Source organism: Gracilibacillus halotolerans, assembly GCF_014206945.1.
Taxonomy (GTDB): Bacteria; Bacillota; Bacilli; order Bacillales; family Amphibacillaceae; genus Gracilibacillus; species Gracilibacillus halotolerans.
On record NZ_JACHON010000002.1, the window covers coordinates 333874 to 351114 of the forward strand.

10 protein-coding genes are annotated in these 17241 nt (G+C 37.7%); 9 read left to right on the forward strand and 1 reads right to left on the reverse strand.

The features are described 5' to 3' along the window. The first annotated feature begins 10 nt into the window (after window positions 1–10). The 8 genes from secA (at window position 11) to GGQ92_RS05440 (ending at window position 11129) form a co-directional block, all read left to right on the forward strand. Window positions 11–2521, forward strand: a complete 2511-nt coding sequence (gene secA / locus GGQ92_RS05405; protein ID WP_184245383.1) for a preprotein translocase subunit SecA — start codon at window positions 11–13, stop codon at window positions 2519–2521. A 110-nt stretch (window positions 2522–2631) separates the two neighbouring features. Next, window positions 2632–3733 (forward strand): peptide chain release factor 2 gene (gene prfB, locus GGQ92_RS05410; protein ID WP_184245385.1). Its coding sequence is split into 2 segments (ribosomal slippage): window positions 2632–2703 and window positions 2705–3733, totalling 1101 coding nucleotides; the frame shifts between segments, so codons are not numbered across the junction. Window positions 3734–4052: 319 nt separating this feature from the next. Beyond that, window positions 4053–4916, forward strand: a complete 864-nt coding sequence (locus GGQ92_RS05415) for a YitT family protein (protein ID WP_184245388.1) — start codon at window positions 4053–4055, stop codon at window positions 4914–4916. 177 nt (window positions 4917–5093) lie between these two features. After that, window positions 5094–5780 (forward strand): cell division ATP-binding protein FtsE, encoded by a 687-nt coding sequence (gene ftsE, locus GGQ92_RS05420; RefSeq protein ID WP_184245390.1) that lies wholly within the window; start codon window positions 5094–5096, stop codon window positions 5778–5780. Then, window positions 5770–6663: a permease-like cell division protein FtsX gene (gene ftsX / locus GGQ92_RS05425; RefSeq protein WP_184245392.1), complete on the forward strand. Its 894-nt coding sequence runs from the start codon at window positions 5770–5772 to the stop codon at window positions 6661–6663. Before ftsE ends, ftsX begins: the two co-directional genes overlap by 11 nt. 56 nt (window positions 6664–6719) lie before the next feature. After that, window positions 6720–8105, forward strand: coding sequence for a murein hydrolase activator EnvC family protein (locus GGQ92_RS05430; RefSeq protein ID WP_184245394.1), 1386 nt, complete (start codon window positions 6720–6722; stop codon window positions 8103–8105). Window positions 8106–8245: 140 nt separating this feature from the next. Further along, entirely contained in the window at window positions 8246–9724 is a 1479-nt protein-coding gene (locus tag GGQ92_RS05435) for a S41 family peptidase (protein ID WP_184245396.1), read from the forward strand. A 181-nt stretch (window positions 9725–9905) separates the two neighbouring features. Then, window positions 9906–11129, forward strand: a complete 1224-nt coding sequence (locus GGQ92_RS05440) for a PDZ domain-containing protein (protein WP_184245398.1) — start codon at window positions 9906–9908, stop codon at window positions 11127–11129. Window positions 11130–11695: 566 nt separating this feature from the next. On the opposite strand, the gene GGQ92_RS05445 is transcribed toward GGQ92_RS05440, so the two are convergent. Continuing rightward, on the reverse strand, window positions 11696–14917 hold the full coding sequence (locus tag GGQ92_RS05445; protein ID WP_184245400.1) for a DEAD/DEAH box helicase: 3222 nt from the start codon (window positions 14915–14917) through the stop codon (window positions 11696–11698). A 150-nt stretch (window positions 14918–15067) separates the two neighbouring features. Between GGQ92_RS05445 and GGQ92_RS05450 the strand changes: the two genes are divergently transcribed. Beyond that, window positions 15068–16654 (forward strand): peptide chain release factor 3, encoded by a 1587-nt coding sequence (locus GGQ92_RS05450; RefSeq protein ID WP_184245402.1) that lies wholly within the window; start codon window positions 15068–15070, stop codon window positions 16652–16654. Window positions 16655–17241: the final 587 nt, after the last annotated feature.

Here is a 17241-nt window from a genome sequence, read left to right on the forward strand (position 1 = left end):
AGAGTCGGCCATGCGTGCTTTATTAAAAAAAGTATTTGGAGATGGCAACCAGCGCCAGCTCAAGGATATAGAAAAAGTTGCGGATCAAATTGAAGCGTTGGAGCCGTCCATACAGCAACTTACAGATGATGCATTACAAAATAAGACGAATGAATTTAAAGATAGATTAAACAATGGTGAGACGTTAGATGACCTATTACCAGAGGCCTATGCAGTTGTGAGAGAAGCCTCTAATCGTGTACTAGGAATGCGTCCATTTTATGTACAGTTATTAGGTGCAATTTCGATGCATCGTGGTAACATTTCAGAAATGAAGACAGGGGAAGGTAAGACTCTAGCCTCTACTATGCCTGCATATTTAAACGCACTTGAAGGAAAAGGTGTTCATGTCATTACGGTTAACGACTATCTTGCGAGTCGTGATGCTAACGAGATGGGGCAGCTTTACAATTTTCTTGGTCTAACTGTAGGCTTTAACCAAAATGGGATGACAAAGGAAGAGAAAAAAGAAGCTTACGACGCAGATATTACGTATGGAACGAATAATGAATTCGGATTTGATTACTTGCGTGATAACATGGTCCTTTATAAGGATCAAATGGTTCAACGTGGCTTGAATTTCGCCATTATTGATGAGGTAGACTCTATCTTAATTGATGAAGCGCGTACGCCACTTATTATTTCAGGATCAGCGAAAAAGTCAGCGGATTTATACCAGCGTGCGGATACTTTCGTAAGAACCCTAAAAGTAGAAGATGATTATACGTACGATGAGAAAACAAAAGGCGTTCAACTGACAGAAGAAGGTATGAATAAAGCGGAGCGCTTCTTCCAAGTTGAAAACCTGTTTGATGTAACCAATGTTACGTTAACACATCACATTAACCAAGCTTTAAAAGCTCATGCTGCTATGCATCGTGATACGGATTATGTAATTGAAGAAGACCAAGTAGTCATTGTCGATCAATTTACTGGTCGTCTTATGAAAGGGCGTCGTTATGGTGATGGCTTACACCAAGCAATTGAAGCAAAAGAAGGTCTACAAATACAAAATGAAAGTATGACCTTGGCTTCGATTACATTCCAGAACTACTTTAGAATGTATGACAAGCTTGCTGGTATGACAGGTACGGCAAAAACTGAGGAAGAAGAATTCCGTAATATTTACGGAATGGATGTTATTAGTATTCCAACGAACAAAGCCATCGTTCGAGACGATAAACCTGATTTAATATACAAATCAATGGAAGGTAAGTTCCGAGCTGTTGTTGAGGAAATTAAACAACGTAATCAAGACGGACAACCAGTCTTAGTAGGTACTGTTGCGGTAGAAACATCTGAGTTAATTTCAAAACTACTGAAGAAAGCCGGTATACGCCACAATGTACTAAACGCGAAAAACCATTACCGTGAAGCGGAAATTATCGAAAATGCTGGTCAACCAGGTGCAGTTACGATTGCAACAAACATGGCTGGTCGTGGTACCGACATTAAGCTTGGTGATGGTGTGAAAGAAAAAGGCGGACTTGCTGTAATTGGTACAGAACGTCATGAGTCTCGTCGTATTGATAACCAGTTAAGAGGTCGTTCTGGTCGTCAAGGAGATCCAGGTGTTACACAATTCTATTTATCAATGGAAGACGAATTGATGCGTCGCTTTGGGTCCGATAATATGAAGGCGATGATGGAACGACTCGGAATGGATGATACTCAGCCGATTGAAAGTAAAATGGTGTCAAGAGCAGTTGAATCTGCACAAAAAAGAGTCGAAGGAAATAACTTTGATGCACGTAAAACGATTCTTTCATATGATGATGTGCTACGCCAACAACGTGAAGTTATTTACAAACAACGTTTTGAAGTAATTGATTCTGAAAACCTTCGTCCTATTATCGAGCAGATGATCGAAAGTACAATCCAAATAGCAGTAGACCAATATATGCCAGGTGAAGATGAAGAAAGCTGGGATATTTCTAGTTTAATTGAATATCTTCATGGAACGTTATTGGAGTCGGATTGGATTACTGAAGCTGATATAAAAGGAAAAGATAAAGAGGAAGTCAATGAGCTTATTTTTGATAAAGTAAAAGAAAAATACGATCAAAAAGAAGAAGAATTTACTTCAGAACGAATGCGTGAATTCGAGAAAGTAATCGTTCTACGTGCAGTTGATACGAAATGGATGGATCATATTGATCAAATGGAGCAGCTTCGTCAAGGTATACATTTAAGAGCTTACGGACAAAATGATCCATTACGTGAATACCAGTTAGAAGGCTTCGAAATGTTTGAAGCAATGGTCGCATCTATTAATGAAGATGTAGCGAAATATATCATGAAAGCTCAAATTCGTGAAAACTTGAAACGTGAAGAGGTTGTGAAAAATACCCAAGCTGTTTCAGGTGGGGACGAATCCAAGAAAAAAGTAAGAAAACCATATGTGAAAACACAAACAGTTGGACGAAATGATCCGTGTCCATGTGGCAGTGGTAAAAAGTACAAACAGTGTCATGGTAAATAACATACAAATGATAAGATGAGTTATATTTAATTAGGCGGCGCTAATTCTGAAAAATGATTGGCGTTCGCTCCTTTTTTCTTTTTAATCATAAAACAAGAGGTGTAATGCGTATGGATTTAGTAGAAATTAAACATGAACTAGAGAAAATGGCTAAACGTATAGCGGACTTTAGGGGGTCTCTTTGACTTAGATGCAAAGAGAGCTAGAATTGCTGAACTAGAGGAAATAATGGCAGATCCAGAATTTTGGAACGATCAACAGCAAGCACAAAAGGTAATTAGTGAAGCAAATGGCTTGAAGGATCTCATCGGTCAATTTGATGATAACGTGGAAGCTTTAGAAAACACGGAAGTTTCGTACGAACTAGTAAAGGAAGAAGAGGACGAGGACTTACGTGAAGAACTAAATAACGAAATTGAAAAGCTTTCGAAATCTTTAAATGAGTTGGAATTGCTAATTTTGTTAAGCGAACCATATGATAAAAACAATGCGATTCTAGAACTACATCCAGGTGCTGGTGGAACGGAATCCCAAGACTGGGCTAGTATGCTGCTCCGCATGTACACGAGATGGGCGGAATCGAAAGGCTACAAAGTGGAAACACTGAACTATTTAGCAGGTGATGAAGCTGGTGTGAAGAGCGTTACACTTTTAATAAAAGGTCATAATGCTTTCGGTTATTTACGTTCGGAAAAAGGTGTCCATCGCCTTGTACGAATATCACCATTTGATTCATCCGGTCGTCGTCATACATCCTTTGTTTCGTGTGAAGTAACACCTGAATTAGATGACGATATCGATATTGAAGTAAATACAGAAGAGATTAAAATTGATACGTACCGTTCGAGTGGTGCTGGTGGACAGCACGTTAACACGACAGATTCAGCGGTAAGAATTACACATTTACCAACGAATACCGTTGTGACGTGTCAATCGGAACGATCGCAAATTAAGAACAGAGAGCAAGCAATGAAAATGTTAAAAGCTAAGTTATATCAATTAGAAATAGAGAAACAACAGCAAGAGATGGCAGAACTACGTGGTGAACAAAAAGAAATTGGCTGGGGAAGTCAAATTCGTTCTTATGTGTTCCACCCGTATTCGATGGTAAAAGATCATCGTACCAACCATGAAACAGGGAATACACAGGCTGTCATGGATGGAGAGTTGGACGATTTTATTGATGCTTATTTAAGAGAACAAGCGAACTAGTAAGATGGCAAACGGAATATTTGTTTTTGCGATAGCGTTATTCGATGTTGAGTTGGTGCTATCCGATATTGCGTGTGTGAAATCCAATTTTAAAAGCTAGAATCTAATGTTGCGAGGTAGTTATCTGATATTGAGTATATGTAATCCAATGTTGAGGCATAATTATCTGATATTGGATGGATGATACAGATACATGTGCATGAGTTGTCTTGCGAATGCAACCGTAACATGTCATAATATGGAATGATCGAGTAAGGGGAATTACTCTCTCCTTACTTTTTTCTTTGGTTAAAAACAAACTTCTAGGAGATGAACATACATGTTTAATAAATACCGTAGAGAGCCAATGCCATCAAGTCTACATGTAACACTCGATTATCTATTTGTTTTAATAGGATCCTTTTTAATTGCATTGGCATTTAACACATTTTTACTTCCAAACAATATCGCATCTGGTGGAGTGGCTGGTGTGAGTACGATATTAAAAGCAGTATTCAATTGGGAACCATCCGTTGTACAATGGGCATTAAACATACCTTTATTTATAGCTGGTGTATGGATACTTGGAAAAAATTTCGGATTAAAATCTTTTGTAGGTACCGTTACACTACCTTTTTTCGTGTACTTAACGCGAAATTTGTCAGTTGCTACCGATAATTCGTTGCTTGCTGCAATTTTTGGAGGTATGATTGTAGGTGTTGGAATCGGAATCGTTTTTAAAGGACGAGCTTCGACAGGTGGAATCGATTTAGCCGCACAAATTTTACATAAATTTACGCGACTACCACTAGGAGTTTGCGTAGCACTTTTAGATGGGACAATTGTTCTAACGGCTACGTTTGTCTTTTCATTAGAAGAAGGACTTTACGCGTTAATCGCGCTATTCCTAACAAGTAGAACGATTGACATTGTCCAAGTAGGATTTAATACTTCCAAAACGTTAATGATTATCACGAAAGACCCGGAAACAATTAGACAAGCCTTACTTCAAGATATTGATCGAGGAGTGACAATGCTTAAGGGAGCAGGAGGTTTTACGAACGAAGAACGCAAAGTGTTAATGTGCGTTGTTCACCAAAACGAATATAGTAAAACAGCCCAAGTGATTAGGTCAATTGACGCAGATGCGTTTGTTGTAGTGATGAATGCGACAGAAGTACTAGGTGAGGGTTTCAAAAAATAAGACAAACATCGCAATATAACGGTAAATAACGGAATATATTTGAAACATAAATGTAATAAAAAAAAGCATAAATTTTAGCATAAAATCTGTTATAATGTAATTTGGTGAGAGTAGATTTGATTGGTTTATAGATAAATCGCAAAAAACCCAATCTTTAGATAAATAGGTGGTTATTTTATGATAGAAATGCAAGACGTATATATGACATATCCTAATGGGGTATCCGCTCTAAATGGTATCAATGTATCGATTGACCAGGGAGAATTTGTTTATCTCGTAGGTCCAAGTGGTGCAGGTAAATCGACATTCACAAAGATTATTTTCCGTGAAGAAGTACCTACAAAAGGTAAAGTCGTTGTGAATGATAAAGAAACATCTGAATTGAAGTGGAAAGACGTACCATATTTTAGACGTAATATCGGTGTTGTCTATCAAGATTTTAGACTATTACCGAAAATGACGGTATATGAAAATATTGCTTTTGCTTTAGAAGTAATCGAAGAAACACCAAAGAATATTAGAAAACGTGTTATGGCAGTGCTTGACCAAGTCGGTTTAAAAAACAAGGCTAGATTTATTCCGGACGAGCTCTCTGGTGGGGAACAGCAAAGGGTAGCGATTGCGAGAGCTATAATCAATCATCCGGGAGTACTTATTGCTGATGAACCAACAGGTAACCTTGATCCAGAAACATCTTGGGAAATCATGCACATATTAGAAGAAATTAACGCGAAAGGAACAACGATCATCATGGCAACACACAGCAAAGAAATCGTAAACACCGTGAAAAAGCGCGTTATTGCAATAGAAGATGGCGTTATAGTTCGAGACGAGCGCCGAGGAGAATATGGTTATGAAATTTAGAACGTTAAAGAGACACTTTAAAGAAGGTATTAAAAACACGTTACGTAATGGTTGGATGACAGTTGCCTCGGTCGGTGCAGTAACTACTACATTAATCCTCGTTAGTGTATTTTTAGTAGTTATGCTAAACATCAATCATATCGCAGATGGCCTTGAAAATGATGTAGAAATTAAAGTATTAATAGACTTCACTGCAGAACAAGCAGATAAAGATAATTTAGAGCAAGAAATCAGAGGATTACAAGGCATAGACTCAATTGAATATTCTACAAAAGAAGAAGAATTAAAAAAATTAATGGAGAGCATGGGGGAACAGGGAGGCGATTGGGCCTTATATGAACAGGACAACCCTTTAAATGATGCTTTTATTATTAAAGCAGAAAACCCACATGACACGGGTAGTATTGCTGCAGAGATCGAGCAGATGGATCATATCTATCGAGTGAATTATGGACAAGATTATGTAGATATCTTATTCACTTTTAACCAATACGTGCGAAACATTGGAATGGTATTAATCGCAGCACTAGTATTTACCGCTATTTTCTTAATTTCGAATACAATCAAAATTACGATATTAGCACGTGAAAAAGAAATTGGCATTATGAAACTTGTTGGAGCGACAAATAGCTTTATAAGATGGCCATTCTTTGTAGAAGGAATGCTGCTAGGAGTATTAGGAAGTTTACTTCCAATCATTATAGTCCTTACCGGCTATTATTTTCTCACTCAAAACGTTGAAATGTTGCAACGCTTCTCATTTGTTCAGCTATTACCGTTTTATCCATTTGCATTCCAAATAGCTGGCCTCATCATTGGTATCGGAGTAGTCATTGGTGTTTGGGGAAGTTTGATGAGTGTTCGCAAGTTTTTACGAGTATAAAAAATGACAACTTAGAAGAAATAGTACATGGAAACAGTTAGGAGAGGGGAACGAGAATGAAACGATTGTCTCTTAGTCTAGTATTGCTAGTAGCAATAACAATGATTTTTACATCAAATCCTACATTAGTTGATGCGGCATCTTTAAATAGTAAAATTAATGATTTACAAAAGGAAAAAGAAAAAGTAAGTAAAGAAAAATCAAGCGTAAGTAACAAGGTTAATGATACAGAAAAGAAAATGGAAGAAAATAAAGCACAACAAAATGAAACAAAGAATGAAATTAGTGAACTAGATAGTAACCTTGCTTCCTTACAAGAGCAATTAAAACAAAAAGAAAATGAAATTCAAACAACGAATAATAACATAGCAAAAACTGAAGAGGAAATTAAACAAGCTGAAGATGAGATTGAAGCATTGAAAGAAGAAATTAAACAGCTTGAAGAAGAAATCGTAGAATTAGAGCAAAAGATTGAAGAAAGAGGGGAACTACTGAAAGGTAGACTTCGCTCGATTCAGCAATCTGGTGGTAGTATTAAATACTTAGAAGTAATTTTAGGAGCGCAAAGTTTTGGAGATTTCATAAATCGTGCTACGGCTGTAAATCAGATAATGAACTCTGATAAAACGATTATGGAAGAACAAGAAGCAGATAAAAAGCAAGTAGAGGAAAATAAAAAAGTAGTAGAAGAAAGTAAGCAAGAAGTAGAAAAACAACATGCTAGTTTACAAGAAAATAAAAAGCAACTAGAAGGTGAACGTGCTAACCTTGTAGCACAAAAGCAAGATCTGAATAACATTCAAGCTGAGCTAGACAAACAGCGAAGTGAAAAGCAGTCATTAATGGCTAATTTAGAAGAAGAACAAGAACAATTAGAAGAAATTAAATTATCTGCTCAAGAAGAGCAACAGCTAATCAATGCACACTTAGCAAGCTTAGAGAAGGCAATTGCTCAGGCAGAAGCTGAGAAGAACAAAGTAGAACAGTATTCTAATAATCAAAGTAAGGGATCTACTGCGTCATCAGGTGGTGGATCTGGTAAATTTATATATCCGACAAGTGGGCCAGTTACATCTCACTTTAATCCAAATAGGTTACACCCAATTCATAATGTAATTCGTCCACATAATGGTACAGACTTTGGAAGAAGAAGTAGTGCGGATTCTGTAATCAAAGCAACTGCGAGTGGGGTAGTTTCGTTTTCTGGCTGGATGGGTGGATACGGAAACACAATAATGATTACTCATGTTATTGACGGAAAAACATATACATCGTTATATGCGCATTTAAGAAGTAGATCTGTGAGTAGAGGACAATCTGTATCTCAAGGTCAACAAATAGGTGTAATGGGTACGACAGGTTCTTCTACAGGAGTACACTTACACTTTGAGATTCACCCAGGTGGATATAAAAATCCTGCAAACCCACTTAACTATTTATAAAATACACTGAGAACAATAAAAAAGGCATCACATAATTGCTTGTGATGTCTTTTTTCTGTTATTGTATTATATAATGAATTATACAGTAAAAAAGTTTCTCAAAAACAAACTTGATTTTCAAAGGACTTTGAGGTGGCGGAATGAAAAAGAGATATGGAGTTATCGCATTAATTCTAGGGGTTTTACTAGGAACAGCCGGAACATTTGTTGGGATGATATTTTTCTCAAATAATGGGGATAGCGCAGATGGTGAGTCTAATATACAAGAGAGACTCCTTGACCAAATTATGAGCCAACAAACTAATATTGAAGACAATTTAGGTGATATGACGAAGGTGCTAGAAGCCTATACGTTAATTCAGGACATGTATGTGGAAGATGTAGAAGACAAACAATTAATCGAGGGAGCGATTCAAGGGATGCTCCTCTCACTAGAAGATCCGTACAGTGTTTATCTTGATCAAGAAGCGATGGAAGAATTTAATCAGCAAATCGAATCTTCTTTTGAAGGTATTGGTGCAGAAGTTTCAATGGTGAATGGTAATGTAACAATTGTTTCACCAATCAAAGATTCACCAGCGGAAAAAGTAGGACTTAGCCCAAATGATCAGGTCCTTACAGTGGATGGAGAAAGCTTAGAAGGATTAAGTTTGCAAGAAGCTGTGAACAAAATACGCGGTGAAAAAGGATCAGAGGTAACATTGGAAATCAGGAGACCAGGTGTTGACGAACCGCTACAAGTGAACATCGTTCGTGACTCCATCCCAGTGGAAACCGTATATGTAGATACAGTAGAACAGAACGGCAAAAAAATTGGTATCATTGAACTTACCTCGTTTTCAGAGACAACAGCAGAGGAAATGAAAGAAGAGCTAGAGAAAATGGAAAACGATGGGATTGAAGGACTTGTAATAGATGTTAGAGGAAATCCGGGCGGCCTATTACCAGCAGCCGAAGGAATTTTGGAACAGTTCATACCTAAAGATAAACCGATTCTGCAAATGGAAGACGAGAACGGTAAGAAGACTCGTTATTTCTCTAATCTAAGTGACCCAAAAGACTATCCAGTTGCGGTTCTAATCAATGAGGGGAGCGCGTCAGCATCAGAGATATTGGCAATTTCCTTAAAAGAAGCATTGGATTATGAAATAGTAGGGGAAACAACATTTGGAAAAGGAACGGTTCAACAAACTTTACCAATGGGAGATGGAAGTACGATTAAGCTTACCCGTTACAAGTGGCTTTCGTCAGATGGTACTTTTATCGATGGTAAAGGGGTAGAGCCTACAGTTGAACAAAAAATGCCTGAGTACTATTATACACACCCAATTCAAATAGAAGAAGATCAGGTGTTTGCGTTTAATGAAACAAATCCACAAATTAAAAATATTCAAACGATGTTGGATGGATTAGGTTATGATGTAGGAAGAACAGACGGCTACTATAACAAAGAGACAGAGGAAGCTGTAAAAGAATTCCAAGAAGAACACGATTTGTCCGTTAGTGGAGAAATAGATAAAACAACAGCGGAAGTAATTGAAACACAAATTCGTGAAAGAATTCGTGAAGGAGAAGACGATCTCCAAAAAGAAAAAGCAATTGAAATCTTAACGAAATAAGGATTAACCAGCATGCCAATAAAGGTAATGCTGGTTTTTTTAATAGAAAGTATAGCTCTTGTGAAAGCTTCTTATAAGTAGGAATTAATGTACCATATATCTTTTAACTTAAAATAGTAGTCAAATAAACGTTTTTCTAGCATAATAGAGTAAACGCTAAATGTCGGGAAGGAGATTCAAGATGGAATGGTTGTCTGAAATAGGCTTAGCTTTACTTAGAATATTCCTTCAGCCTTACGTATACATATTTCTTGCTTTGGTTTGGTTAAGTGGTTACATAAGAATAAAGAAGGATCGTCAAAGTTTCCAAGTGAAAGTTTTTCCGTATTTTAAAGAGACGACAGGAACATGGTCTGTTGCGATTATCTCAGGAATAATTATCTCCTTATTGTCGGTTGCTGCAGGATTCATATTGCCTTTATATGTCGTAATCTTTATTGGCTTACTACTATTTGTTAGCTTCCTTATTAATAGCTTTGGGTGGTTATCACCAGGATATATTCTACCGTTTGCAGCACTCACTATTTTCTTTGTAAATGAATATGGGGAAAATTATTTATCTGAATTTTTATTGAGCGCTTTTGAACAAGTAGATTTAAGCTTATTAGCTATTTTAATGAGTCTCCTATTATTTTCAGAAGCTTGGCTTATTAGAAGAGGTAAGGGAATCGATAGTTTTCCAGAATTAAAGAAAAGTAAACGAGGAAAGTATGTTGGACAACATCGATTAAAAAAGATAACCATTATTCCTTTTTTTGTCCTTCTCCCGGCAGGATTGCTTGAACCGATTATGCCATGGTGGCCCTTGTTAGAAGTTGGGGGAGAATCGTTCGGTTTAATTCTTATTCCTTATGTACTCGGGTTTGAATATAAAATTAAAAGTATGCTCACAAGTGCTGCAAGTAAACAGCTAGCCGCACAACATTTTCGGTTGGCATTCTTAGTTCTAGCAGCTGGAGTAACGGGGTATTTTTATCCAATCAGTACGTTAATTGCTTTTATTCTCGCTTTTCTAGGTAAAGAGTTTATCCATTTCTTATTCAAATTAAGAGATGAGAGAGCCCCGATGTATTTTCAGCCAGGATCAAAGGGAGTTCAGGTTTTAGGAGTCCTACCTAATTCGCCGGCAGTTGATCTCGGCCTCTTACCTGGAGAAAGAATTATTAGCGTTAACGACTTAACGGTAGATAGTGAAGAAGAGTTTTACCATGCTGTTAGCAAAAGCCGTGCCTCGTGTAAATTGACTGTGGAGGATTTGAATGGAGAGCTACGATTTGCACGAAGAGCGTTATACGAAGGAGAGCATCATGAACTAGGTGTGCTATTTATTAAAGATGGCTCCTTTTATCATCGATTAGAAAACTTTTATGAAGAAGAACAAGTTACAGATGTTCCAGATAAATAACTAAACATGTGTGACAGTCCATAGAGCAGTAGCGACGGTAGATAGAAGGAAACGACAGTCCATAGAGCAGTAACGACGGTAGATAGAAGGAAACGACAGTCCATAGAGCAGTAGCGACGGTAGATAGAAGGAAACGACAGTCCATAGAGCAGTAGCGACGGTAGATAGAAGGAAACGACAGTCCATAGAGCACCCATGACTCGCGATAGGAAGGATTCACTCAGGATAGAGCACGCATGACTCGCGATAGGACGGATCCACCCAAGATAAAGCACCCATGACTCGCGATAGGACGGATCCACTCAGGATAGAGCACGCTCGATTCGCGATAGGACGAATCCACTCAGGATAGAGCACGCGCGACTCGCGATAGGACGAATCCACTCAAGATAGAGCACGCTCGACTCGAGATAGGACGAATCCACTCAGGATAGAGCACGCTCGACTCACGATAGGACAGATCCAAGATCCACTCACATATCATCTGTTGAGTAACCTCACAAACACAAATAAATCCCCGTTCAGTCAATCGACGGAAACGGGGATTTATACTATCTATTTTTTTCTTACTCCGCAACTTTCTTCTCATCTAGTTGAATAATTTCTCTAATTTCTTTTTCAGACAGAGTAGAAAGGAGCGTTTCACCAGGCTGAATAATCTGATCAACCAATTCTCGCTTTTTCTGCTGAAGCTGATATATTTTTTCCTCAATGGTTCCTTCTGATATCATGCGAATAACTTGCACCACTTTTTTCTGACCGATTCGGTGTGCACGACCCGCAGCTTGTTCTTCCACAGCAGGATTCCACCATAAATCATAGAGTATAACTGTATCTGCGCCTGTTAAGTTGAGTCCAGTACCTCCTGCTTTTAAAGAGATAAGGAAAAAGTCTTTCTCTCCACTATTAAAGGCGTCAGCCATATCCATTCGATCTTTTGAAGGAGTAGAGCCATCAAGATAAAATACGTTATAGCCTTCATCCTCTAATTTATCCTTTAGTAGTGATAGCATCGTCGAAAACTGTGAAAAGATTAGCGCTCGACTTCCACTAGTCTTCAATTCTGCAACAAGTTCTAACAGCTGTTCTAGCTTTCCAGACGTTCCCCCGTAATTATCGATAAACAGATTAGGGTGACAGCATATTTGTCGCAATCGTGTTAACCCGGCTAAAATTTGTAGCTTTCCACGTTCAAATCCTTTTTCTTGAATCGTTACATCTAACTCGTCACGAATTCTTTGTGTATATCCTACATAGAGCTCTTTTTGTTGTTTCGTTAACTCGGAATATTGAACGGTCTCAATCTTTTCAGGAAGCTCGTGTAGAACATCTCTTTTAATCCGTCGCAAGATAAATGGTCGAGTAATTTTAGCAATATAAGATGGGTCATAATTCGTAAACTCCTTTTTATTACCAAACAATCCAGGAGAAATTGTATAGAAAATCGACCATAATTCATCAAGTTTATTTTCAATAGGCGTTCCACTTAACGCAAAAAATTGCCTTGCATGGAGTGAGCGAATCGACTTCGCAGTTAAAGTTAAATGATTTTTAATTGCTTGTGCTTCATCTAATACAATACAATCAAACACAATATCCTCATACAAATCTGTATCCTTTCGAATCGTAGGATAAGATGTAATCAGAACTTCAGCTTCTTTACTATTTTCAACAAGTGTACGACGTTCTGGCTTAGAACCAGATATAACTTGCACGTTTAAAGAAGGAGAAAATTTTTCAATTTCTTTTTTCCAATTGTAAAGCAACGAACTTGGAGCTACGACTAGTGCTTGATACGGTCCATTTTTTGCATTAGCTTCTGACAATAGATAACTAATGGTTTGAAGTGTCTTTCCAAGTCCCATATCATCGGCTAAAATTCCACCTAAGTGATAATGAGATAAAGTCTTCATCCATTGATATCCAGTTACTTGATAATCGCGCATATCTGCATTCAAATTGGCGGGAAGCTCGAATTCTAAGCTAGCTGGATCTTTTAATTGCTCCAACATTTTCCTAAATGTATTCGTGTAATGATGGCGAGCAGCATCTAATAAATCCTCAACTTGAAAACTTCTTGCAGCAGGAACTTTCATTTGACCATTAACCAAGTGATCCGCGTTTAAGGCAAGTGTCTTCTGAAGTTGTCGGATTGTATCAAACGTTTCACCTTCTAGCTTCACTAATGGACCTTCTTGTAATCGGTAATAACGTCTTTTTTCGGTAATCGCTCGGAAAATTTCGTGAATTTCTTCTTGCGATATACCCTCCATACTAAACTGAATATCGAGCATACCTTCTGATTCCACATAATCAACATTAGAGTTAATATGGATCGGTTTATCGGTTAATAGACGTTGAACAGAGTCAGAGATGAAGATTTCAGCATACTGGTTTACTTCATTAATTCGATCAAAAAGAAATTCATAGATTGCTTCATCACTAAATAATTGCATGCTACCATTTATCTCAATAAAATGCATATCTTGTAGCAATTGAATAATATGTTCTTCCTCTGTTGTCTTTCGCCTTACGATTTCTGATGAATTCTTTTTACCAGTTAAAGCGTGAATCACAGTCTCACCGTAATGGAATTCAACGGACGCTTGCAAAATTTCGTCTACTTCATGTAAATATATTTTTATTTGTAACGGTTCATGGTTAATTTGCTTTGTCATCCGTTCTGTCATGTCTATTTTACCTACTTGCTCCATAAAAGGCATGACATCGTGTGAAAAATTATCCATTTCTTGTGGTGCGATAATGTGTTTTCGTTTATCCCGGAATGGAAGAACCCGCATTAATCTTTCTAATATTTGGTTCTGATTTTCGGTCAATTGAAAAAATGTGTCTTCCAGCAATAAATACCTGTAGCTAGACAATAAAATATAATCGGATAAATCCGCAAATTCGAAGCTATATACATTACTGGATGGGTGAAAGTCTAATTGAAAATCTAATTGATCGGTTAATTCTTTCATCTTTATCGTTGAGCTTTGTGTATAGTTGTTTTTAAAGATAAAGTCTGTATGCTGTAATTTTTCTAATAGCTTATCACTCACAACAGGTGGTACGAGTAAAGCACGAGGATTATCTAATCTACCGAAATACGTATGACCGAATAAGTTTTCCTGTGTTTGACACATGAGTAGTAATTCAACCATGTCACGATCTTCTTTAGGAAAAAGGTGAGTGGAAGGCTCATATGTGAAGGACTGATTTACTCGGTAGTCTTCCTGCTTTTGAAAAGCCTTAAGGAACTCACGGATATCACGAATAATATATGGTCTATGTTCACCAATACGCATTTCAATCGATAAGGCATTTTTTGGTGAGCCAGTAACTTCTAAAAGGTACTCAACCTTTAGCATTGATTTTGCTTTCACTGAATGATTATTTCGTCGTCGAAAGCTATATAAAAGTTGTTTCGCAAATAAATCTGTTTCTTGCTCGATTGGCGCATTCTTTGTTTTATCTACTGCAAAACGTTTATTGGATTGTACAGAGTCGTCAGAAATAGCTAGTAAGACAGCGGCAATATGTTTACACGTTGAATGGCTTGCATAGGCAGGGCAACTACACGTCGTATCCATCGTCCCATCCTCATGCAGGTAGGCCCATACCGTATATATTTTTGTACCTTTAACTAATCCACGCCATGCATTGGTTTGTGGATTGAAGGAAAGCCCGTAGACTTTTTTATTATTAAAGTATCGCTGACCTCTATCAAAGAAGGTCTGGCCAGTAAGCTCACGTATATATTCACGGCTGAGTCGTACATGTTGCAACAATATCCCATCCTTCGAACGATCATAGTTTTTTCCATTTCTCCATTATAACAGAAACAGACGTTATTTCCATCCCGTTTGACTTTTCGCTTATAAACTGCTATTTTTAGCAAAGATTCTATGAAGTTATGATAAAGGCAGGGAAACCGCATGAATATAAAAGAAGAAGCATCGAAACGAAAAACATTTGCCATTATTTCTCACCCAGATGCCGGAAAAACTACGATGACTGAAAAGATGTTATTGTTAGGGAATATCATCCGATCAGCAGGGACTGTAAAGGGGAAAAAGTCCGGGCAATTTGCAAAGTCTGACTGGATGGAAATTGAGAAACAACGTGGTATTTCTGTAACATCGAGTGTAATGAATTTTACGTATAAAGATTTAAAAGTAAATATTTTAGATACTCCTGGTCACGAGGATTTCAGTGAGGATACGTACCGTACATTGACTGCTGTAGATAGTGTTATTATGATTATTGACTCTACAAAGGGGATTGAGCCACAAACGATTAAACTTTTTAAAGTTTGTAAAATGCGCGGTATTCCTATATTTACGTTTATTAATAAGTTAGATCGAGAAGGTAGAGAACCTCTTGATTTATTAGATCAAATTGAAGAAGTACTACAAATTGAAACGTACCCAATGAATTGGCCAGTTGGTATGGGGAAAGGATTCTTAGGTATTCTTGATCGATATAATCAACAATTTGTCCAATTTAATGGGAATGAAGAGGAGTCATATATACCTTTTTCAGAAATGGAAAATGAAGAGCACCGGGAAGTTTACGAGCATCCTACTTACCAAAATACATTGGAAGAACTGGAACTCGTGGAGGAAGCGGGAGATACTTTTTCAATGGAACGAGTATTAGCTGGTGAACAAACTCCTGTGTTTTTTGGTAGTGCACTAGCTCCATTTGGGGTAGAAACATTTTTTGATACGTTTATTCAGATGGCGCCACCTCCAGGTCCACGCCGTACGAAGGAAGAAGTCGTTTACCCTGAGCACGAATCGTTTTCAGGATTTATTTTCAAAATTCAAGCGAACATGAATCCACAACACCGTGACAGAATCGCGTTTCTTCGTATTTGTTCGGGTAAATTTGAGCGAGGAATGAACGTAACGTTAGCTCGAACAGGTAAAACCATTCGTCTCGGCCAAACCCAACAATTCGTTGCATCTTCTAGAGATACGGTTGATGAGGCTTACCCAGGTGATATTATCGGAATTTATGATCCAGGTGTATATCGCATTGGTGATACATTATTGGAAGGAAAATCAACATTTGAATATGACGAGCTACCATCCTTCCCACCAGAAATGTTTCAACGTGTGATGGCAAAGAACGTTATGAAAGCAAAACAGTTCCGAAAAGGGATCGAGCAGTTGGTACAAGAGGGAGCCATTCAATTATTTAAGGGTTACCCAGTTGATTCGTATATTGTTGGCGCTGTAGGCCAGTTGCAGTATGAAGTGTTCCAGCATCGGATGAAAAATGAGTACAATGTAGAAATAGTATTGGAGTCATTAGGTGATCGAATTCCACGCTGGCTCAATAAAGAGCAAGTAAATCCATCGTTATTTGATGAACGAAATCTTTTAGTAAAAGATAGAGATGATCGTTTTCTCGTGTTATTTAAAAATCATTTTGCACTGAGATGGTTTGAGGATAAGCACAAGGAAATTGAGTTAATCGATTTACTAGAAGTTCAACAATTCGATCAGGCAAGGTAATGATTTTGGTGGTAACGTTGGATAAATTGTATCAATATCGGATAACGAGTTTTAATATCAGATTCGTGATTGTGAAAATCGGATAATGGGTTTTAATATCGGAATCGTGCGTGGGAAAATCGGATAACGGGTTTTAATATCAGATTCGTGTGTGGCAAAATCGGATAACGGGTTTTAATACCGGATACGGATCTAGAATTTTTAATAGGATGATGAGAGGACGAGCGAGTAGCTCGTCCTTTTCATATTTCAGCATGATTTTTACTGTATGAACCGTGGAGGTTGCTCTATGGACTGTGACTCTGTTGTATGAACCGTCGAGGTTGGTCTATTGACTGTGACTCTGTTGTATGGACCGTCACAAGGATGTCTATCTGGAGTGAAGCAGTTGTATCTCGAGTCAACGCCGCTCTATCTCGAGTGGAGCACACTCTATCTGGAGTAAAGTAGATCTATCTCGAGTGGAGCACACTCTATCTGGAGTGAAGCAGTTGGTATGTCAACACTAAACTGAACAATTTTTTAAAGGTAAACAAACTTATTTATAGCGCTCAAAATTTTAGCTCTCAGATGGAAAATAGTGCGTG

Coding starts and splice junctions, on each gene's coding strand:
- GGQ92_RS05440 (WP_184245398.1), top strand. CDS start 9,906: ATGGAATGGTTGTCTGAAATAGGCTTAGCTTTACTTAGAATATTCCTT.
- GGQ92_RS05450 (WP_184245402.1), top strand. CDS start 15,068: ATGAATATAAAAGAAGAAGCATCGAAACGAAAAACATTTGCCATTATT.
- GGQ92_RS05435 (WP_184245396.1), top strand. CDS start 8,246: ATGAAAAAGAGATATGGAGTTATCGCATTAATTCTAGGGGTTTTACTA.
- GGQ92_RS05415 (WP_184245388.1), top strand. CDS start 4,053: ATGTTTAATAAATACCGTAGAGAGCCAATGCCATCAAGTCTACATGTA.
- secA (WP_184245383.1), top strand. CDS start 11: ATGCGTGCTTTATTAAAAAAAGTATTTGGAGATGGCAACCAGCGCCAG.
- ftsX (WP_184245392.1), top strand. CDS start 5,770: ATGAAATTTAGAACGTTAAAGAGACACTTTAAAGAAGGTATTAAAAAC.
- ftsE (WP_184245390.1), top strand. CDS start 5,094: ATGATAGAAATGCAAGACGTATATATGACATATCCTAATGGGGTATCC.
- GGQ92_RS05430 (WP_184245394.1), top strand. CDS start 6,720: ATGAAACGATTGTCTCTTAGTCTAGTATTGCTAGTAGCAATAACAATG.